Genomic DNA, 19982 nt, shown 5'->3' on the forward strand with positions numbered 1-19982 from the left:
TAGTGCAACACGCACCACGGTAGAATTTCTGCCATAACTCCAAAGTAGTAGAGAAGTTAATCCATTAACTGCAATGCCGTAATCAGATTCTTCGCCACTTGAGAGAGCGTTTGACTCGATTGCATGGCGGAGTTTCTTAACGCTTTATAAGCCTGCTCTTCATCAACGCTGTGCATCTTCATCAGCAGACCTTTGGCTTTTTCCACCAGCTTGCGCTCTTCGATCTTATGGGTCAGCAATTCAATTTCCGATTGCATACTTTCGAATTTCGCTCTCACTAATGTCGCATGTTCAATCCAAGGTTGAAGTGAAAACTCGCTATCGTGCGGTATGAGAACATAGTCCATTTTTTCTGATAACCGATTGATATCATTAGATGATAGTTGCTTCAACACGATAAGGAGTGGTGCCGATTTTCTGCGACAGAAATCGACAATCAAACGCAGTTCCGCCGTCGGCTGCTGCCATCCGACTACAACGCTTGCAGTGCTCTCTCTCTGCATCAGCGTTTCTAGTTGCGCCAATTGGCAGCCAACGATGTTGTCGTAATCTTTGCTCAACAAGCCGGACAGTCGAGCCTGCTCTTGAAGGCTATCACAGCACACTATGATGGGTGTTTTTGACGTTGATCGAGTCATGCACATTCCTTGTTTATATCTCACTCACTAAGAGAGACATAACAAGGACTGTGCCAATTAAAGTTGAAGCATTTTAACTAGAGGTAAGATGTTCTTTGAAGAAGCTTAGTGTGCGTTCCCACGCGAGCGCCGCTTCTTCTGGTGCGTAGCGTGCCGTTGAGTCGTTGTGGAAGCCATGATTGACGTTTTCATACATTAACGCCTGATATTGCGCATCGTTCGCGATTAATTGCTGCTCATAGGCAGGCCATGTGTCGTTGACGCGCTTATCGAGCCCTGCGAAGTGAATCATCAACGGCCCTTTGACCTGCTTTTGAATCTCTTGCGCCGCTGGTGTTCCGTAGAAAGGCACACCTGCATCCAGCTCTTCTGGCATTACCGCTGCAAGCATATTGACGATGTATCCACCGAAGCAGAACCCAACTGCGCCCAATTTACCGTTCCCACCTTCGTAGTGTTTAATGAAATTAGCAGCAGCAATAAAGTCTTGCTCAATCTTGGCTCTGTCCATCTCTTTTTGTATTGCTCGCCCTTCATCATCGTTCCCCGGATAGCCACCGAGTGGATAAAGCGCGTCAGGAGCGAAAGCAATAAAGCCGTCTTTCGCGAGTCGTCTGGCGACATCTTTGATGTATGGGTTTAGACCTCGATTTTCATGAATCACCAACACTGTCGGCGATTTTAAGGTCTTCTTTTGTGGCACAACCAAATAGCCGCGACCTTCCCCATGTCCTTTGGGCGAAGCAAAGGTTTCATAGGTTGCTTTGATCTCAGGATCATTAAAGGAAACTTGCTCTGCGAGTGCATAATTTGGAGTCAGAGCATCAACCAGGGCCGTCATACTAAAACCTAAAACAGCGAGGCCACCAAGACGGTTGAGAAACTCTCGACGAGAGATTTTGCCATGTGCGTATTCGTCATACCAATCGAAAGCTTCTTGTGGAATGGGATGTGACGCCTTGTTGTTAGAATTTGAGTGCTTTAGAACCATTATCCTTGTCCTCATTTCTTATCGAAAAGTAAACTCATCAGGCCTCACTGATGTTTGCCCCAATCAGCTGTGAGACACTTCAAGTGATAAATACATCACTGACAAGCTTACACAAACAATAGATAAAGGATTCCGATCCAACAACGTTTCGCGGTTAGCTCGTCACAGGATTAACTGCCACAACAATAGTTTTCCCAATAAGTAAACGCATGTTCAAAGGCCTGTTCCCTATCGTGCACTTGAGCAAAGAGTACAACTGTCATCGTTGCCAAAACCGTATTCGCCATTTGGTTCATGTCATCTTCTGACGTCCCAAACGGACAGTTCGTAGGCATTGGCACCTCAGACAGCATTTGCTCCGTCCAGTAGTGCGATGTCACGCCGCTTGTTTGGCTTAACCATACCGTTTGGCTTACTTTCGGGTTGTATTCTGATTCGCCCGATTGCCCTTTGAATGACACAACGGCGTGAGCGGTTTGACCGATTTCATATTCGACTTCTGCATGAAGTTGTTGGAAACCAGGATGGAAGCTACCACGAATACCAACCGTTGCTTGCCCCGGATTCAATGCTCGAACCACGGTATTAATCGGCGTTCTAAGCCCATAACGATTCTTCCAACCGATCATGGTTTCTGCTTGAGGAGCAAATGCACTGAGCGGTAGATACACGATGTTTTGTGTTTCTAACACACGCTTTGCGTCTTCTGCTGATTCCGCTTTCGTAATAGCAAATTTGCCGAGGTAATCTTCGGCGTGTAAACGTCCAGATTGACGGTCGTGATAGCCATGCATCAGCACTTTATGACCATTATCGGCAAGGATCTTCGCTGCCAACAGGTGCCAAGGCTGACCTGCCGCTTCACGTTTGCCTGCGTAACATGGCCAGTCGATGTCTGCACCAATAGCAGGCATGCGGGATTGGAATGCTTTTACAAAGCCAGCGATTTCTTGTTGAGTCTCGTTTTGTACGCGGATCAGCATCAGCAGCATTGCCATTTGATCATCATCGCACTCTCCGTTTAGGTATTCATCCATAACTCGAAACGCTTGGTCAAAGTTCAGTGGTTTTCTACCACGTTCGCCACGACCGACCGTTCTGATACACTCCAAAATGCTGCTCATATTCCCTCGTATTCCGTCACTGACTGTACGGTTTCTATTAGTTGTTCGCGCAGTTTGACAACTTCTCCCATCACAATCAATGCTGGGCTGATGCCTTTAAGTGTAATCGATAACTCATTGAGCTGATTGAGTTGGGTAACATGAACTTGTTGCTGAGGGCTGCAACCATGAGTGATGATCGCGACAGGGAAATCTTCTCTCAAACCAGCGTCGATTAAACCGATTTGTATGTCTGCCGATTTTTCTAATCCCATGTAGAACACCAATGTTTGTCCGCTTTGCATCAATTGGCTCCAAGCCTCAAATGCGCCTGTTACCACTTGCCCCGTCACAAAGGTAACGCTGCGAGCAACGCCGCGATGAGTCAGCGGAATCAAGCTGTTTGCGGAACATCCAATCGCAGCAGTAATACCGGGGATGACTTCGTAAGCGATAGAGTGTTTGACAAGCGCTAACGCCTCTTCGCCTCCACGACCAAATACAAAAGGATCTCCCCCTTTTAAGCGCACAACTCGCTTTCCTTGCTGAGCGAGCGACACCATCAAATCACAGATTTCCTCCTGACCAATACTAGGTTGTCCGCATCGTTTGCCCACGTAAATCCAATCGGCTTGTGGCGAAGTCAACTCCAAAATATCTTTGCTAACCAGACGGTCGTACAACAGTACCTCTGCCGACATAATCGCTTTCACTGCCTTCACGGTTAACAAGTCTGGATCGTGCGGTCCTGCTCCGACAATCGAAACAAAACCTTTTTGATTCGCAGCTAGATCTGCGGAGTGATTTTCTAAAAGTTGGTTCAGTTTGCTTGCTTGGTCATGCTTAGAAAAGCGAGACGAGCGTTCTTGATTCTGACTCGCTTGTCCTTTCTTAAACCAAGACTTTTGATAAGGCGCTTCCATGTGCTTATCCTCTTTCTGATTTACTTTATTTGCATCGCCAGACTTTGCTGGCTCGCTTGCTGTTTGCCCTTTTGATGCTGATGGCTGTCGACCATTTGTTTGATTTGAGAGACGCATGAGCCACAGTTGGTACCGCATTTGAGTTTGTTTTGAAGTTGGGTCAGTGAAGTGCAATCTCGTTTCTCTATCGCGTCATGTATTTGTTTATCAGTAACACGGAAACAACTACAAACCAGTTTGGCAATGCTTTGCGATTGAGTGATGGTAAGCAGTTGCGATAACTCCATCGGCTTACCAATCAAGTGCGTAAAGTTGGTGTAGTCGGTTTGAATCGGTTCACTAGACACCACCAAAACAGAACGAATGATACGAACGTCTCCAACAAGATCGTAATCCACTGCTAGCCAACCTTGGGCAATATCAATCGTGATCCTGCGGCTCTTTTCCGTTCGACAAAAACTCTGCTTTTTTGGTCGTTTATCGTGTGCGAAGCGCCAGATGCCCAAATTACTTTCTGCTTGAAATGCGCTGTAGAGAAACTTGCCGGAATCAAACTGTGTCCCGATGAACATACCGTAGGTTTTTACCGCTGCGTCTTGCACTTCAACATAAGACGACTTAAACGCAGGTTGCCCAGAAATAGGGTCTTTTGCGCTGTTTATTATCGCGTTAACACTGCTTTCACCGCCATATCGGCCCGCCCAGTGCATTGACATAAACAGCTCCTGAAAACCTAAACCTTCATCAATGGCAACTTTGGCATAAATACCGGTGTTTGAAGTAGGCTGAAACAGCTTGGTGAGTTGTCCTGCTTTTAAGCGATTTTGAGTGGCGGAGAGTGTATTCATGTACACGGTTGGCTCTAACTCAGAGGCGGCTAGGTGTGCGATATGCCCTGTACGCGTCATGGTATGCCATTGGTCACGTTGCCTGCCCGTATTGAGCCACCAGCCTTTTGTTCTCTCTAAGCGTTGAGGTAATTCGCTGGTGACGACAAAACGCGCTTTACCATCTGGGTGCGAATAGATTCCATCAGCAAAAGGGCGCTCTCCTCCCCATTGTGTCGGCACCCACTCTTCGTATTCTTGCTCAGTTAAGTTCGCGTATTCAGATAGGTTGAGCTTCAATGGCGAATCAGCATTCATGCCTGTCATCGCCGCATATTCCCTGAATACCGCCCGCTCAGAAGTAAACGCAAAGCCATTTTGTGTCTTTTCCAATGTACACAAAGCTTGCCCGACTTGGCTTATCGCCCACCAATCTGGTTTTGCTTCACCAGGTGGTACTTGAAACTGACGTTGACGAGACATTCTACGTTCAGAGTTAGTCACCATCCCTTGCTTTTCACCCCAACCAGCTGCTGGCAGTAGAACATCTGCATATTTAGCAACGTCCGACTCCGCGGTAATATCAGACACAATCACAAAAGGACAAGCCTCTAACGCGCGCTTAACCATCTGATTATCAGGCAAAGAAACCACGGGATTGGTTGCCATGATCCACAGAACTTTAATCTCACCACGTTCTACCGCCTCAAACAGCTCGACGGCTTTTAATCCAGGCTTAGTGGCAATTTCGGGTGAATCCCAAAACGCTTGGACTTGCTTTATAGAATCTGCGTCAAAAGCGCGATGAACCGCTAGTTGGTTTGCCAAACCACCGACTTCTCGCCCACCCATCGCATTCGGCTGACCTGTAATAGAAAACGACCCACAACCTGACTTAGCAATTTTACCTGTCGCCAAGTGAGCATTAATGATTGCATTGCCTTTATCGACACCATTTTCGGCTTGGTTAACCCCTTGGCAAAACAGCGTGATTGCGGTTGGGCTTTGTGCGAACCATTGGAAGAATGTCGTGAGTTTTTCTTCTGAAATACCAATGGAAGACGTTAAATTAGTGACATCGTAACGCAAATCAGAAACTTCTTCTGCAAGCGCATCAAACCCGTCGGTATGGGAATTTATGTATTCAGAATCAATACATTGCTGCTCGATAAGAAACTTGAGCAGCCCATTAAAAAGTGACACATCCCCATCGTTTTTAATCGGTAGATGCAAATCCGCTTGCTGCGCGGTGACCGTTTCACGCGGGTCAATAACCACTAATTTAAGGTTTGGATTATTCTCTCGCGCTTGCTGAACACGACGGAATAACACGGGATGCGTCCAAGCGGTATTGGCACCACAAATGATCAATAGCTCAGTCTTATCAATGTCATCGTAATTGACGGGAACGACATCTTCACCAAATGCTCGTACATGAGCCGCAACCGCAGAAGACATGCATAAACGGGAATTGGTATCGATGTTCGCGCTACCCACATAACCTTTCATGAGTTTGTTGGCGACGTAATAGTCTTCCGTCAACAACTGACCAGAAACATACATCGCGACAGAATCAGGTCCAAACTCCGCTTTTGCTTGATGGATCTCTTGTGCAATTAAGTCTGTGACCGACTGCCATGACACTTCTTTTTCCCTTAGCTTGGGGTAGAGCAATCTTGAAGGCATTTGTAAGCTTTCTGCTAATGCGACACCCTTTACACACAGTGAACCGGAATTGGCCGGATGAAGCGCATCTCCAATAATCTTGTTATTGCTGATTTCAATTCCGCAGCCTACTCCGCAATACGGACAAGTTGTCTTTCTACACCCTTGTGACATAACGCCTCCTGCGCGACTAATCCTAAATTACAGGCAAAAAAAAAAGCCTCTCCCGAATCGAGAGAGGCAGCAATGCCTTTAACGCTGTTAGTACATTTTCAAAAGTAATACCCTATCCCGCTCTCGCCTGCTATAGAGAGCGGCGCATCGAGTTAACGATGAACATTTATCTCAAAGCAAACGAGGTGCCAAGATTGAAAATCTTTAATTTACAAAACGTTAGAATGTAAACAACTATTGCAAAGTAATACCGCGCACTGATTGAGTGCAAGTTTCGTTCATTATCGTGCAGGGTTACTTTACTAATTCCATGACCAATCTAGACTCTTCGTCACCGAAATAATGCGCTTCTTCTTTTAAGACTTTGAAGCCAAGGGACAGGTACAAAGACAATGCAGGCTGATTATTCGGATCGACCGTCAACTTCACACTTGAGCCCAACTTCAACGGCGCGATGGCACTTTCAATCAGAGAACGCGCAATACCCTTACCACGATGTTGAGTATCGACAGCCAGTGACATGATCCAATATTGCTGTGCATTTGTGCTTGTCGTCAGCAAAATATACCCTGCGACTTGCTCCCCCTCTTTCGCCACTAGTAAGCTTTCCCCCCAACAATCAAAAGCTTGCCGAAAGAAAAATTGAGGATAGGCATGTTCTCCAAATAAAGTATTTTCAAGCGTATACACAGCCAATAAGTCGTCTTTATGTGCAGACAGAATGTCCATTCAATGATTCCTCCTTTAACATTTGTGGCGGCAGTATATACCTAAAACTCATCTAAATGCAGGACTCATAGACCTGCCACTTGCTAGCCCTCCAATATGCACCATGGCTCATTAAGTAAGAGCAAGCTTCTTTAGCATATACATCCATGATTAAGTTTTAACCACGAAATCAAAAACCACCCATTAGTAAAAATTTGAAATATAACACCAATTTATTGCTTAATTTTTAGATTAAAATTCTAGTTTTTAAAAAAATTCATAGTTTGATAAGTTACAACCACCCCTTATCTTCAGCATGATTCACCACACTTCCGATGTGATAACAAACACCAAAACCTATACCATTCTCCGCATTATTATTTTTATAAAAGCGAGTTTTAAGTGAAAGAATCTCGAAATACGTTAAATTCCAGTGAATTAAACACAACAACATCTTGGTCAAAACACGATACACATTGGGTCCTTAGTCTGTTTGGAACAGCCGTTGGTGCAGGCATTCTATTTCTGCCGATCAACCTTGGTATTGGCGGGTTTTGGCCGTTAGTCGCAATGGCTGTGCTTGCTTTCCCAATGACTTATCTTGCCCACCGTGGTTTAGCTCGCTTTGTACTGTCTTCCAAGATCAAAAATGCAGACTTTACTGATGTAGTAGAAGAGCACTTTGGCGCAAAAGCGGGTCGCTCTATTTCACTGCTGTATTTTCTTTCGATCTTCCCGATCCTGTTAATTTACGGTGTCGGTATTACCAATACCGTAGACAGTTTTATGGTTAACCAAGCTGATATGGCTTCTTTGCCTCGCCCTCTGCTTTCAGGTGCACTAGTGTTTGCATTAATTGCCATTATGATGGCGGGCGAAAAAGTCATGCTACGGGCTTTTGCCATTATGGTTTACCCATTAGTGGCTATTCTTGCCTTTCTTTCATTTTACTTGATACCAAACTGGACCATGCCAATCATGGACGCCCCTGAAGCGTCTGCTTTTGCTAGCACTATGTGGTTAGCGGTTCCTGTGGTTATTTTCTCGTTTAGTCACGCAGCTGCGATTTCAAGCTTTGCAAATGTGCAACGTCGCCATTATGGCGATCAAGCGGATGCGAAATCCGAAGTAATTCTTCGACGCACTAGCATCATGTTAATTGCGTTTGTGCTTATTTTTGTCTTTTCGTGTGTATTAGCGCTGTCACCAGAGCAATTGGCTCAAGCTAAAGAACAAAACGTGTCGGTGCTGTCTTATTTAGCCAATGCAACAGACAACCCATTTATCGCAACGCTTGGTCCTTTGGTGGCTTTTGTTGCTATCACTTCCTCTTTTCTTGGGCACTTTTTAGGTGCACGCGAAAGCTTAAATGGTTTAATTACCAAACACTCTAAACTGTCTGAAAAGCGGGTTGATCGTATCAGCGTTGCAGTACTTTTCTTTTCAATCTGGGCAGCAGCGATCATGAACCCAAGCATTCTTGGTATGATGGAAGCGTTGTCAGGGCCTGTTATCGCGATGATCTTATTTATTATGCCAATGTTAGCGGTATACAAAATCGATGCATTGAAACAATATCGTGGAAATGGCTCAACTTACTTTGTTTTAACTGCGGGCATTGTAGCGGTAAGTGCATTGATTTTTAGCTTCTTCAGCTAAAAAGTAGTTATTAGGTTGGATTTTCAGGGGAATACCTTATACGAGATTAAGGTGATTCCCTGAATTTTCTTACTCTTAAGCGGGTAACCATCGTTACCATTGACTCTTAAATAAGAGCAAAAACGCCCGCAATCATAAGTACTGAAGCGATACAAGTGCGGCCAATAATACCGAAGTGTGAAGGTTGAATCATTTCATTATGCATAGTTAATCTCCTGTTTATTATAAAAGCCATTTTTTATTGGCTTAATAACACTATGTCTAATATCGAGTTTTTTAACAACCCATACAAACATTAAATATTTATGACAGAAAGATAATTTTTTAGCGAACCAGCCATCTTTCGAGATGCGAATCGCACCGACTAAATGATGAAACTTACACCACTAACAATGTTCGACACACTAGATTCGTCGTACTGTTTATCTTGTCGTTAAATCAATCTTTCCACTTTTGAACAGATTTATCATTATAAATCATAATATTAGCCTCACCTTTCGCGAAACTTTCTTCACAAGCCGTTTGTAACTCGGAATCCATCCGCACTTAGCCAATAAGAAGTGATAGACTTACCTAGTATTAGGGTTAAACGAGATCACATTTTATTAATAAGCTCATGCACTTTCCGATTAAAACGCTAACTTGCGCGCTGTTCTCAGTACTTGGATTCTTCTTCCATCCAACCCATGTACTTGCCAACACAGAAAAACAGAGCTACCTGGAAGAACACATTTCTCCTCAAAGCAGCTCCATGCTCAATCTCTATTTTCGTTCAATGGGTAAGCCGCGCTCAATTGAAGAAGATGAATTAGTTGCGCCACAGAATGCGTCAGCGGAATCTCTTGCGCTTTATTACTTTGCGCGCCTATACCTAAAGCGCTACGAAGGCGTTCCGCTGCCCAAAGATATGCCTGATTTAATTGAGTTTGGGACAGAGCATAATTTACCGTGGGTAGTCGCTGAAGCACAGCTTAATAAAGCGGTAACCATGATTGAACTAGACGACAATTGGAATGCAGAACTTGTACTCCATGACATCATCGCTGAAGCCCGCGATCTCGGCTATTTAGCGCTAGAAGGAAGAGCATATCGCTGGCTAGGGAACTTAGAGGTTTCACGGAATCAACTACGTAGCGGACTCAAGTATTACCGAACCGCCTATGAGTTGTTAGAGAGAACCGTATTTGAAATGCAAGTTGCCATGACGCTGAATAACATCGGTACCGTCTATATCGATGCATCCGATTGGGCTCGCGCCAGTAGCTACCTTACGCAAGCACTCGATACCTATTTAAACAGCGAATATCAATATGACAACAGCCTTTTCATTGGGGTTATCTACGCAAACTTAAGTATTGTTCACTTAAGCAGTGGAGATAGCGAAAAGGCAGAATACTATTTTAATGAAGCAATCCGACTCTCAATGCAAACGGGGTCAGACGTCATCAAACACTATTCATTATCCAGCTTCTCACAAATGTTAAGTTCGATAGGGAAAATTGATGAAGCGTTGATGGTTGCACAACGTTGCGTAGCTCTCCCTATCACGGGGAACTTAGAGGCGAAGAAAATGCCTTGTTATGAAGCATATGCAGAAGCATACCTCGCAGATGAACAATACGATAAAGCCATTTCGACAGCTATCAACGTACTTGAGCAAACTAAATCAACCGATGAGCTAGAAATACGACAGCGCATTGATATGCTGTCGGTCCTAGTAAACGCGAATCAAACCCTTAATAATTTTGAAGCGGCTTTTCGTTACTTAACTCAATTAAGAGAGCTAGAAGCTGAATTTTCTCATCATATTCACGGCGAAGAGATGATTAACATTAAGTTTGACCTCGAAGCTAAGTTAGCCCAGAAAGAACTCAAGCTACTAGAAACGAAAAATGCGTTGCAAGCTTCAGAGCTGCGTTCACAACGCTATAGAGAAATGTTCTACTTTATCGCTATCGCAGCGATTGGTGTCGTTGGCTTTCGTTACGTACTGCGCGTTAGGCGTATTAATAAGGCACTCACTCAAGAAAATACTACCGATCCATTAACTCAACTGCACAACCGTCGCTACCTTCCCATTTGGCTGGATAAAATGGCTCGTAGAAGCCCAGATAGAACGTTTGCCTTAGCCGTATTAGATATCGATCATTTTAAAACGTTTAACGATGAATATGGGCATGATATTGGCGACAAGATGTTAATTCATATTGCCAGGTTATTTAATGAATCGACTCGCTCTGGGGACCTACTCATCCGTTGGGGTGGAGAGGAGTTTGTCTTATTATTTGAAGTAAACAGAACTGACGATTGCGCTAAATTCTTGGATCGATTGAGATATATCGTGGAAAACACGCCACTAGTGGTTGACTCTAAGTCATTAAACGCGACAATTTCTCTCGGAGCTGTCGACAGACTGTCCGTAAAAACTATTCAACAAGAATGGGATCAATGGTTTTTCTTCGCAGATCAAGCTTTGTATGACGCAAAGCAAGCAGGAAGAAATCGCTTCGTTATTCACCCGATGTCATAAGAGCAAAATGAAAAAAATCCTAACCATCGCTATTTTTGCGCCTGCACTTCTCACTGCGTGTAGTAACCATCAAGCCTCTCAACTGGGAATGCGCAGTGGCAGTGTTAACGTATATGCCCAGCAAATGAGTAACACTCAGTTGTGCGAGACCCTCTACTACAACCGTGCAACCAACCAAACCAAAGTTGCGATTGGCGCTGAGTTTAACCGACGTGGTTTAAACAAGAAGTGGTGTGATAGTGAGTTCAATAAGCTATACATCAAAAAGTGGATTGATAACGTGTTACCCAAAGAAAAGGCCAAACCGAAGAAACCAATGGCGACAATTCAACCCGCTTCAACTAAATAATCCTTCCTCTCAAAGCAGACAGTACGACCGTATTTTCTGCTTTTCACTTTTCATGCGTGCGCTATTCGACATTAAAAAACCCTATAGTTTCAGTGAATTAACACTAACTCATGTTGTTCGTCGAACTTTTTATGTAAACAAGTTGTAAATGGTTTTCGTCCTTATTCTTTGTCGTTAGCTTTGTTTATTCCTGTTAGAGGAATATGAAACAGGAGCTAAAAAATTCCAAACAAAGACATGAGGTCAAAAATGGAAATACGCATTAACCGCCTATTTGCTGCTATGTTGGCAGTAGGCATTGCACCCGCCGTCTCGGCGTTTGATCCACTCTATTCTGAACAATGGCACTTAGACAACACAGGGCAAACTGCTTTTGCTGCTAACCCAGCTGTTGCTGGGAACGACCTAAACACCAAGCTCACTCAAGCAATGGGTATTGCGGGTATTGGTGTAAAAGTCGCGGTCATTGATTCTGGAGTGCAGATCGATCACCCAGATCTTGCAGGTAATATAGTTACAGGTAGCAGAAACTTCGTCGAAGACTCTTCTTTCCCATTAAGTTATCCGGTTGATACCAATGGTCACGGCACTGCTGTCGCCGGTTTGATCAGCGCAGTCGGCAACAATGGTGAAGGTGGACGCGGTGTTGCTTCTCACTCTTCTCTTATTGGTTTTAACTGGTTAGCCAACCAGACATTAGAAGGCTGGCTAATCTCTCACGGCATGGACCCAGCCACACGCGATGTTCGTGTATTTAACCAAAGCTATGGTTTCAGCCCGATCAACCCAATAACTTTTGATGAAAGCGATCCTCAACTTAAACTTGAAATGGACGTGATAAAAAATGTCAGCGAGAGTAACTCATGGGGACGCGGTGCTGTATTTGTTAAGTCAGCCGGCAATGGTTATCGCTATTTCAATGCGGGAAGATTCTTCGTATTACCAAGTAACTTCTTTGCTGGTGGAGACAACCAAGGCTTGCCGATGCACAACTCCGCTCAGTCTTATGACAACGCCAACTATTTTAATTTAATCACCAGTGCACTACGTGCGGATGGCACGCGAGCGAGTTACTCATCGGTGGGGTCTAACGTGTGGGTTGCCGCACCAGCAGGTGAATATGGGCAAGACTTCCCTGCCATGGTCACCACCGATTTGATGGGTTGTGAAGAAGGGCAAAATACCAGCGACGGACTTGGTATCAATGGCTTACACGGCGGAACGGAGCTAGACCCGAACTGTAACTATACCAGTACAATGAACGGAACCTCGTCTGCTGCGCCAAACACGTCCGGTGCCATCGCGGCAATCATGTCCACGAATCATGCACTTTCTGCTCGTGATGTACGTGCTTTGCTAGCAGAGACAGCAAAAGTAACGGATAAAACGCATCCAGGCGTACAACTTGAATTTACTAACCACAAAGGTGAACAGGTTAGCTACGAGGCCATTTCTCCTTGGCAGAAAAACGCTGCAGGCGTAGATTTCCATACTTTTTATGGCTTCGGCGCTGTCGATTTGGATGAAGCAATGCAACGTGCTCGCATGACGAATCGTGTTTTACCGCCTCAAGTTATTACGCCTTGGGTTAATAATGCTAAAGAAGTCAGTGTACCCGATGCGAGTCTGGCTGGCGGTTCATCAAGTATCGCTATTGCCGATGATCTGAAGGTAGAATCCGTTCAAGTGAAATTGACATTAGACCACTCTCGCCTGCCCGACTTAGCTATCGAGCTCGTTTCGCCATCAGGGACTCGTTCCGTTTTGCAAACACCACGTAATGGTCTTGTTGGTCAATCTCTTGACCCAACGATTACTGGCTACAAAGACCAATTAATGTTGTCTAACCAGTTCTATGGCGAAGATGCAAAAGGCGAATGGACATTACGAGCAATCGATACGAATGGCGACGAAGTCTTTTCTTACATTGCATATTTTAACTCTTCAACCATCTATGATGTTCCGATGGCAAACAACACTCAGCCAGGTGTTATTAAGAACTGGTCGATGCGCATCTTTGGACACTAAGGAGTCAATTACATGAAATACATATCATTTTCTATGCTGGCTCTTTCTATGATGACAGCTAGCGCATACGCTGAGCAACAACTCGCTCAACAACCCGCACCTGAGCTGTTTGTGCCGTCAGAAGCGGTTGAGATTAATGGCCAAGATTATCGCAAGGTGCAAACGGGTACAGCTAGGAGCGTATCCGAAGAAGTAAAACTTCGAGCCGGTGATGAAGTGTTTAAGAATGCGTTTAGCAATGTATCCAAGGCCACTGGACTGGTTTACATCACGGTAAACAACCCTAACGAAGCGAAAGCGGTCGCCAAAGAGCTAAAGCTGGAAGTTGTCTTCGCAGAGGGAGAGTCTGCGGTGTTAAAAGCATCTCAAGATCAAGATCTACTAAGCATTAGCGACTATCTAAACGCAGACAGCCGGGTAAAAGCGTCTAAAATTGAACTAAACAGCGGTAAGTACCGTGCACAATAATTCTCTAGCAAGAGAAGTTGGCTGATAAAACCATGCCTCAGCGATTGCTGAGGCATTTTTATAGGTGGGTATAGAGACCCTCTTTTTCTTTTGTAAATTACGACGGAACTAGCATGATATTTAGGGGAGCGTGTCCGGCAACGCCTGTCATTTCTTAAATAAAATAACTTCGGTTCTTAGTTTATCCTGCGTGGTTTCTTGCGGGTTATCTAAGTAGCGCTCAATCCCTAATGGACTGGGTTTGGCTTTCATACCACTCTGACGAACCAAGTTCATCGCTAAAGCCCATGCATTTCCTAAAAACTGATATTCCCCGCGGTGCTCGACGACAAATGTTTCACTCTCAGGTATGGTACCGGAAACCGCTCCCTCTGGCGCAGTTACCGCGTTATCAAGTGGCAAGCAAGTGATAAACTCAAACGTGCCTTTCTGCATATCCATCGACTGGTAATAACAAAATAACTCGCCGTTCACAGATAAGCCCTTGTCATCAACTATCTGCTTTAACTTGTGAACTTGTTCTTCTATTACCGGGCCTAATTCTGGAATGGTGGCCTCGCCTTTTATTCCGATGTAGTGAACCAGAGGCTGGGTTCGATTACCAATTTCAACCAAGTCTGAGAGCACTTGCCCGGTTTCAAGTTTGCTTTTGAGCATGCGTAGCCCACGTTGATAATCCATCTCTATCATCGATTTAAACATACTTTTCAAAAAGAACAGATACCAAGGAACGCGTGATTGCATTTGCCATTCGACTAAACAACCACCTTGTGACGGCGTCACTATTAGAGTCACCTTTCCGTGACTCTTGATTGGGCGAAAGAAATGAAGCTCCATATCTAACCTATGTTCTTGAGTGCTTTCAAGTACGATGGCACCAGTCCCAATACGCTGACCATTCCATTGGTAACCAGCTCCAACGTGACCTTGATTATCACTGAATGTCAGCTCGCAGCTCGGTTCAAGAATGATCCAAGGTGACCAATCAGGCCAGTTATTAAAATCCTTGAGATAGCCAATAATCTCGCTTTGATTCTTATTAATTTCAATACTTCTGCTGACCTGATAAGAAAGCATAACGGTTCCTCAAGTTTCCGCGTCACTAACTTCAGTCTAATTCAAATTCCAGTTTTTTCTTGTTTGACTGTGGGTTAGACGCACAAAGCTAGGAACAGAATTCCACTTTCGCACTAAATCGAACACCATCATCGTCCAGTATTAACGCCCATCCCATCCGTTCACATATGCGTTGTACGATAACAAGACCACAACCGTACCCAGCGTTGTACGTCTCGTTACCATCGTGACGATTCAGGATCTTAAGAGCATGACCATCCAACTCAATCTCAATATCTCCCACACTATAGCTAAAGGCGTTTTTAATCAGATTGTTGATAACAATGGTCACAAAACTCTCTGGTGCATTCACGACACCACTATGTTGTTCGTGCAAAGAATAATTCGAATCTTGCTTGGCAAATAAAGGAGCTAGCTCTTCCAACTGTTTTTGTAAACAAGTGAGAAGCTCATGCTCTCCGTAATGCTGAGGCTCTATTTTCTCTTTACCGAGCAAGAGAAACGCTTCTGTCAGTACGCGCATGTCTTCACAAGCTGACTGCATCCTCGAGATGGCTTTTTGCGCGACTCGAGGTTGTTCTGGAATACGCGTTAGAATGTCTGTTGAGCCTTTGATCACCATGATTGGCGTTCTCAACTCATGCGATGCAAAACGACTAAATTCTTGTTCTCGTTTGAAATAGCCCGCGATATCGTTTTTATTATCCAGCAAAGTTTGCTCTATTTGGCGTGTCTCGCTGAACTTGGTTTCAACTTGGAAAGCGGGTTGATCCGGTGACATTTGGCTGATTTTGTCTTCGATTTGCGCTAGTGGTCGAGACAATATTCGCACCATATAAATGCCATATCCGACCATAACAAATGAAAATAAGCCACCGAGCAGTAGCGTAAACTGATGCAGCGAGCTTTCGTATTCGTCGAGGTAATCATCGGAGTCATCTTGAAACACAATGTACATAAGCCCCTTCCCTGAGGGGTGTTTCAATACGACAAAGTGTTTGTCTTCTTCACCAAGCAGATATTCGTAAAAACCGGGCGAAGTAAAAGAGAGCAACCAATCCGGTGTCGGTGCTTCACTCCAATATGAGTTGAACTCCAATACGTTTGGCAATGGCGCATCCCAGCCCTGTTTCTCGAAATTCTCACTATAAAGCGCAGCTTCAGTATCAAGCCAGTGATGTAAACTCAGCACTTCAAGTTTGTTTTCTGCCACATAAATCAGCGACCAAAAAAGAGTAAACATCACAAGCGTCATCACCCCAAAACCCCAACGGATCTTGCGATAAATACTTGGATATTCCTTATGCTTTAAGTCGGTAACCTTGTCCATGAATAGTCTCTAATCGTGATTCTTCAAAACCTTTGTCTAACGCGGTTCTTAAACCATAAATATGGCTACGAAGTGCATCACTTCCGGGTGGTTCGTCTCCCCACACACTATCGATCACTTCTGTGCGCGAAACCGATGCTGGAGCACGTTGGAGAAGTAACTTTAAAATCTTGGTTTGAATTCGGCTCAGCTTAATTTCTTTGTCTTTTCTCGTCACTTTGCCTGTGCGCGCATCTAAACAAATGTCCGCAAACTTGAGCGTGCCAATATCTTGCCTTGGACCGCGATTAGCCAAAGCATGAACACGCAAACTAAGCTCTTCCATCGCAAATGGCTTCATTAAATAGTCATCGCCTCCCGCTTTAAATGCCGCGATTTTGTCATCTAACGTATCTTTTGCGGTTAGGAAGAGGATTGGCGTTCCACAGAGCTGATCTTGTCGAAGTTTCTGTACCGTACTAATGCCATCGAGCTTAGGCATCATGATATCCATGATGATTACATCGTAATGATTATCCTCGATTAGCTTCAGTGCGGCCTCACCATGATACGCACAATCGATAATCATGCCTTCAAGCTCAAGATAGTCCGCAATCGTCTCCGAGACATTGTGGTTGTCATCTACAATTAAAATTTTCATAAAAATCACATTTCTTCACGATCTCTTCACGATATGCCCAATAAGATACAGGCAATTTCCTAAACTAGCTCGTAAATTGAGGTTAATACAATGAAAAAACTCGCTCTTATTTCTGTAGTAGGTTTGGCATTGTCTGGTTGTGGTGGTTCAGGTGGTGGCAGCAATAGCGATAGCACGCCAACTCAACCAGTAGTGAAACCAAGTGTAGCGATTGGCTCTGTTGAAGCAGTCAACGCTGAAGAAAACACGTTAACCGTCAATGGATATACATACCATGTGTCTGGGGTGGTTTATGGCGATACATCAATGCAATTGGCCGATGTAGAACCAAAAATGATGGTTCAAGTAGGGACAGGTGTTCGTAAAGCGTCTGACGATGGCTTCTTAGTAACACTTGAGCCAACCATTACCGGACGTGTTACAGCAATTGATTATGTGAAGAAAACATTTACGGTAAACGGCGTAGATCTGCAGTTTGACGGTTTAAGTGATGATATAGAGGTCAACGACTGGGTGATGGTGTCATCCTTGCCGACTGCTGATGCGGGTTATCGAGTGTTGTCTGTGGTCGAAATCGACGTAGATAACGATTACCCAACTCTTGGAAGCTACTACGAACTGGAAGGTCGCATTACTAGTATCGATGAAAATGCTGGCACGTTTAAGCTTGGTACAAATATAACCGCATCTTACGACAACATTAACCAACTTAGCATCGGCCAATGGGTGGAAGTAGAAGGTGAAATGCAAAACGGCATCTTCATGGCAAATGAGGTAGAAGTTGAAGGCTACGACGTCATAAGCAATGACAGCGATGTGGAAGGCATCGTGACTTGGGTTGCAAATGATTACAGTAAGTTTTCATTAAACTACCGAGGTGCATTCTTCATCGATAACGCAACACGATTTGAAGATGGCAGCAAAGCGAACCTAAAACAAGGCCAAGAAGTGGAAGTAACGTCTGTCATGAAAAATGGCAAACGCATCGCTACCGTTATTGAGTTTGAGCAACCAGACTTTGACGATAACAACCAATGGCAAGGTAAAGAATTTGAATGTGAAGGATACGTATCAAACTACGATGCTGAAGCAAGAACATTTGACATCGAGCGTTGCGAAAACGACGCAGATCAATTGCTAAACAACACTACCGTTGTGATTGATGCACAAACACGCTTCCAAGGCATCGAAGAACTTAACCTAAATGGTGCTCGTGTCGAAGTCGATGGTGTAATCATCAACGACCAAAATATTGCCCGTGAAGTGGAGTTGGACGTTTACGACAACTGATCCCTTCTACGCTAAAGAAAAAGTGTCACTTCGGTGGCACTTTTTTGTTTTTCTATTTTTAAATCCTCTCTCTTCTTTTGGCTCACTTTAGTAGCGAAACCTTACAGTAAAAAAAGAGCGCCGATTGACGCTCTTTCCGATCTCTAATTGATAACCAATTATGCTGTCTCTGTCTGACCTATCCAATGATAATGGTGGTTGGCTTTTTTACCCACTAAACCGAGCTCTGCCAATTCCTCAAACACCTTGTCTACCTCTTCCGCAGATAGCCTAAATTGTTTGGCAACGGCTTTTTTTGTGCACGTAATTTGATGCGTTTTAAGTGCATCGCTCACTTGCTCTAACAGAGTTTTCGGTTCTTTTGGCTCTTCAGGCTCCGGCGTTACTGGTATTTCTTGCTCTTCCTCCTCTTTGATATGAGGAAGATATCCCGCTGGCTCTGGATCGATATCGCGAACCGTTTTCAGTATCATGCCCTCATTTCGGCGATAGAAATGTCTGAACCGTTGCTCTTCACCAATCAGGCCGACAAAAAATGCAGCAAAGAAATCCAACAGAATCGAAAGAAATACAACTAAGCCAAGCTGAGCTTGCTGAGAGGTGGTACCAAATGCGTTGGCTAGGCTATCAATCAAACCAATCACTGAGCCTTGCGTGACTGGTGGCAAACTATCACGTTCCATAGCCAAGCGTTGCTGCTCTTCGCGTAAGGTTTTGTTTTGCTCCTGAATGCGAGTTACACCAGTCGCGATACGCTCCATCTCGATGTATTTCTGCGCTGCCATATTGTTGAGCTCAATCTGTTTATCGATTGCCGCAATTTGGCGATTAAACGCTTCCACTTTCGCCTGCTCTACCGAAATATGACTTTGTGCGCTGTTTGTTGCACTGTTAATGCCACCAATACTACCGCCAATGGAGATCGCAGCTAAGACTAAATAAAACACGAGAGCGGTTGCCGCCCCTGTATAGTTGCGATGGGCTCGGCGCTCACCGTATTCATACCAAGCGTAGAACTTACCCGCTTCAAAAATAATCGCTAAACCACCAAATAAGGTTTGCATCATCGGGTTTTCGTCGATCGACAAAAACAGCAATAGAGAAAAAATAGTCGATGCTAAAATCGCAGCACCAGTGAATGCGTATACACTCACCATGGCAAATCGACCTTTAGGGTATCGATATCCAATCTGTTGTTCGTATTTCATTTGAGAAATTTCTTAAGATTAATCGCCCCTCCGACTAAGTAGGACGGACGTTCTGGCATGTACAAAGGAGCGCAGAATACCGTATCCTTTATTAAATTACTGTCATAATTCCGTTAATGGAAAACAAGTGAAGATTCGGTGTGCATTTTGAATCGATATCAGCCAAATCTAGCACGTAAAAACACCACCACGACACCCACTAACCGAAGCTTCAGTGACATATAAAAGAGATTAATTCAGTATCTTCAAAAGCGACTAGGCAAGACAGGCAGGCTGAATTGGAAGTTATGAATGCCAGCCGAATCAAGACATGCCATCTGCCGTAACACGTTGCTTTAAATCGTAAAGAGCCAAGACATTAAAGCGTTAAAAAT

Annotated in this window: 16 protein-coding genes; 6 read left to right on the top strand and 10 right to left on the bottom strand. The window is 44.3% G+C overall.

Annotated elements, in window-relative coordinates; all coding sequences use genetic code 11:
• Positions 1-56 precede the first annotated feature (56 nt).
• The 6 genes from NDJ01_RS23930 to NDJ01_RS23955 form a co-directional block, all read right to left on the bottom strand.
• The gene (locus NDJ01_RS23930; protein WP_161443081.1) at positions 57-638 is read right to left on the bottom strand and encodes an ANTAR domain-containing response regulator; all 582 of its coding nucleotides are present in this window, start codon (positions 636-638) and stop codon (positions 57-59) included.
• 73 nt (positions 639-711) lie between these two features.
• Complete coding sequence (locus NDJ01_RS23935) at positions 712-1629, bottom strand: dienelactone hydrolase family protein (protein WP_258587496.1); 918 nt, start codon at positions 1627-1629, stop codon at positions 712-714.
• Positions 1630-1799: 170 nt separating this feature from the next.
• The gene (locus NDJ01_RS23940; RefSeq protein WP_243327792.1) at positions 1800-2753 is read right to left on the bottom strand and encodes a glycosyl transferase family protein; all 954 of its coding nucleotides are present in this window, start codon (positions 2751-2753) and stop codon (positions 1800-1802) included.
• Positions 2750-3655, bottom strand: coding sequence for a uroporphyrinogen-III C-methyltransferase (gene cobA / locus NDJ01_RS23945; RefSeq protein WP_258587497.1), 906 nt, complete (start codon positions 3653-3655; stop codon positions 2750-2752). Before cobA ends, NDJ01_RS23940 begins: the two co-directional genes overlap by 4 nt.
• Before the next feature lie 20 nt (positions 3656-3675).
• Positions 3676-6321, bottom strand: a complete 2646-nt coding sequence (locus NDJ01_RS23950) for a nitrate reductase (protein ID WP_258587498.1) — start codon at positions 6319-6321, stop codon at positions 3676-3678.
• 294 nt (positions 6322-6615) lie between these two features.
• A complete protein-coding gene (locus tag NDJ01_RS23955; RefSeq protein WP_005395641.1) occupies positions 6616-7050 on the bottom strand; it encodes a GNAT family N-acetyltransferase in 435 nt (144 codons plus the stop codon).
• A 381-nt stretch (positions 7051-7431) separates the two neighbouring features.
• On the opposite strand from NDJ01_RS23955, the gene NDJ01_RS23960 reads away from it, so the two are divergent.
• The 5 genes from NDJ01_RS23960 (at position 7432) to NDJ01_RS23980 (ending at position 14063) form a co-directional block, all read left to right on the top strand.
• Positions 7432-8688 carry an aromatic amino acid transport family protein gene (locus NDJ01_RS23960; RefSeq protein ID WP_256951680.1) on the top strand — a complete coding sequence of 419 codons (1257 nt, stop codon included), beginning with the start codon at positions 7432-7434 and terminating at the stop codon, positions 8686-8688.
• A gap of 616 nt (positions 8689-9304) precedes the next feature.
• Positions 9305-11218 carry a tetratricopeptide repeat-containing diguanylate cyclase gene (locus NDJ01_RS23965; protein WP_258587499.1) on the top strand — a complete coding sequence of 638 codons (1914 nt, stop codon included), beginning with the start codon at positions 9305-9307 and terminating at the stop codon, positions 11216-11218.
• Between the two features lie 7 nt (positions 11219-11225).
• Complete coding sequence (locus tag NDJ01_RS23970) at positions 11226-11567, top strand: hypothetical protein (RefSeq protein WP_176319550.1); 342 nt, start codon at positions 11226-11228, stop codon at positions 11565-11567.
• A 249-nt stretch (positions 11568-11816) separates the two neighbouring features.
• Complete coding sequence (locus NDJ01_RS23975) at positions 11817-13595, top strand: S8 family peptidase (RefSeq protein ID WP_046875333.1); 1779 nt, start codon at positions 11817-11819, stop codon at positions 13593-13595.
• Positions 13596-13607: 12 nt separating this feature from the next.
• Positions 13608-14063, top strand: a complete 456-nt coding sequence (locus tag NDJ01_RS23980; protein WP_139059860.1) for a hypothetical protein — start codon at positions 13608-13610, stop codon at positions 14061-14063.
• A gap of 147 nt (positions 14064-14210) precedes the next feature.
• Here NDJ01_RS23980 and NDJ01_RS23985 read toward each other — a convergent pair whose 3' ends face one another.
• The 3 genes from NDJ01_RS23985 to NDJ01_RS23995 form a co-directional block, all read right to left on the bottom strand.
• Complete coding sequence (locus NDJ01_RS23985; RefSeq protein ID WP_258587500.1) at positions 14211-15140, bottom strand: SRPBCC family protein; 930 nt, start codon at positions 15138-15140, stop codon at positions 14211-14213.
• A gap of 88 nt (positions 15141-15228) precedes the next feature.
• Positions 15229-16470, bottom strand: coding sequence for a HAMP domain-containing sensor histidine kinase (locus NDJ01_RS23990; protein WP_258486172.1), 1242 nt, complete (start codon positions 16468-16470; stop codon positions 15229-15231).
• Positions 16442-17110, bottom strand: coding sequence for a response regulator transcription factor (locus NDJ01_RS23995; protein ID WP_005395631.1), 669 nt, complete (start codon positions 17108-17110; stop codon positions 16442-16444). The genes NDJ01_RS23990 and NDJ01_RS23995 overlap by 29 nt, the downstream gene beginning before the upstream one ends.
• Positions 17111-17200: 90 nt before the next feature.
• Here NDJ01_RS23995 and NDJ01_RS24000 point away from each other — a divergent pair, with 90 nt between their 5' ends.
• The gene (locus tag NDJ01_RS24000) at positions 17201-18400 is read left to right on the top strand and encodes a DUF5666 domain-containing protein (protein WP_258587501.1); all 1200 of its coding nucleotides are present in this window, start codon (positions 17201-17203) and stop codon (positions 18398-18400) included.
• A 158-nt stretch (positions 18401-18558) separates the two neighbouring features.
• On the opposite strand, the gene NDJ01_RS24005 is transcribed toward NDJ01_RS24000, so the two are convergent.
• Positions 18559-19608, bottom strand: a complete 1050-nt coding sequence (locus NDJ01_RS24005) for a Preprotein translocase subunit SecY (RefSeq protein WP_065646682.1) — start codon at positions 19606-19608, stop codon at positions 18559-18561.
• Positions 19609-19982 lie beyond the last annotated feature (374 nt).

Origin of the sequence: Vibrio sp. HS-50-1 (assembly GCF_024747315.1) — a bacterium.
Taxonomy (GTDB): domain Bacteria; phylum Pseudomonadota; class Gammaproteobacteria; order Enterobacterales; family Vibrionaceae; genus Vibrio; species Vibrio diabolicus.

Excerpts from the sequence above, each read along its gene's own strand:
- NDJ01_RS23930 (WP_161443081.1), bottom strand. The coding sequence starts at position 638 with ATGACTCGATCAACGTCAAAAACACCCATCATAGTGTGCTGTGATAGC.
- NDJ01_RS23935 (WP_258587496.1), bottom strand. The coding sequence starts at position 1,629 with ATGGTTCTAAAGCACTCAAATTCTAACAACAAGGCGTCACATCCCATT.
- NDJ01_RS23940 (WP_243327792.1), bottom strand. The coding sequence starts at position 2,753 with ATGAGCAGCATTTTGGAGTGTATCAGAACGGTCGGTCGTGGCGAACGT.
- cobA (WP_258587497.1), bottom strand. The coding sequence starts at position 3,655 with ATGGAAGCGCCTTATCAAAAGTCTTGGTTTAAGAAAGGACAAGCGAGT.
- NDJ01_RS23950 (WP_258587498.1), bottom strand. The coding sequence starts at position 6,321 with ATGTCACAAGGGTGTAGAAAGACAACTTGTCCGTATTGCGGAGTAGGC.
- NDJ01_RS23955 (WP_005395641.1), bottom strand. The coding sequence starts at position 7,050 with ATGGACATTCTGTCTGCACATAAAGACGACTTATTGGCTGTGTATACG.
- NDJ01_RS23965 (WP_258587499.1), top strand. The coding sequence starts at position 9,305 with ATGCACTTTCCGATTAAAACGCTAACTTGCGCGCTGTTCTCAGTACTT.
- NDJ01_RS23970 (WP_176319550.1), top strand. The coding sequence starts at position 11,226 with ATGAAAAAAATCCTAACCATCGCTATTTTTGCGCCTGCACTTCTCACT.
- NDJ01_RS23975 (WP_046875333.1), top strand. The coding sequence starts at position 11,817 with ATGGAAATACGCATTAACCGCCTATTTGCTGCTATGTTGGCAGTAGGC.
- NDJ01_RS23980 (WP_139059860.1), top strand. The coding sequence starts at position 13,608 with ATGAAATACATATCATTTTCTATGCTGGCTCTTTCTATGATGACAGCT.
- NDJ01_RS23985 (WP_258587500.1), bottom strand. The coding sequence starts at position 15,140 with ATGCTTTCTTATCAGGTCAGCAGAAGTATTGAAATTAATAAGAATCAA.
- NDJ01_RS23990 (WP_258486172.1), bottom strand. The coding sequence starts at position 16,470 with ATGGACAAGGTTACCGACTTAAAGCATAAGGAATATCCAAGTATTTAT.
- NDJ01_RS23995 (WP_005395631.1), bottom strand. The coding sequence starts at position 17,110 with ATGAAAATTTTAATTGTAGATGACAACCACAATGTCTCGGAGACGATT.
- NDJ01_RS24000 (WP_258587501.1), top strand. The coding sequence starts at position 17,201 with ATGAAAAAACTCGCTCTTATTTCTGTAGTAGGTTTGGCATTGTCTGGT.
- NDJ01_RS24005 (WP_065646682.1), bottom strand. The coding sequence starts at position 19,608 with ATGAAATACGAACAACAGATTGGATATCGATACCCTAAAGGTCGATTT.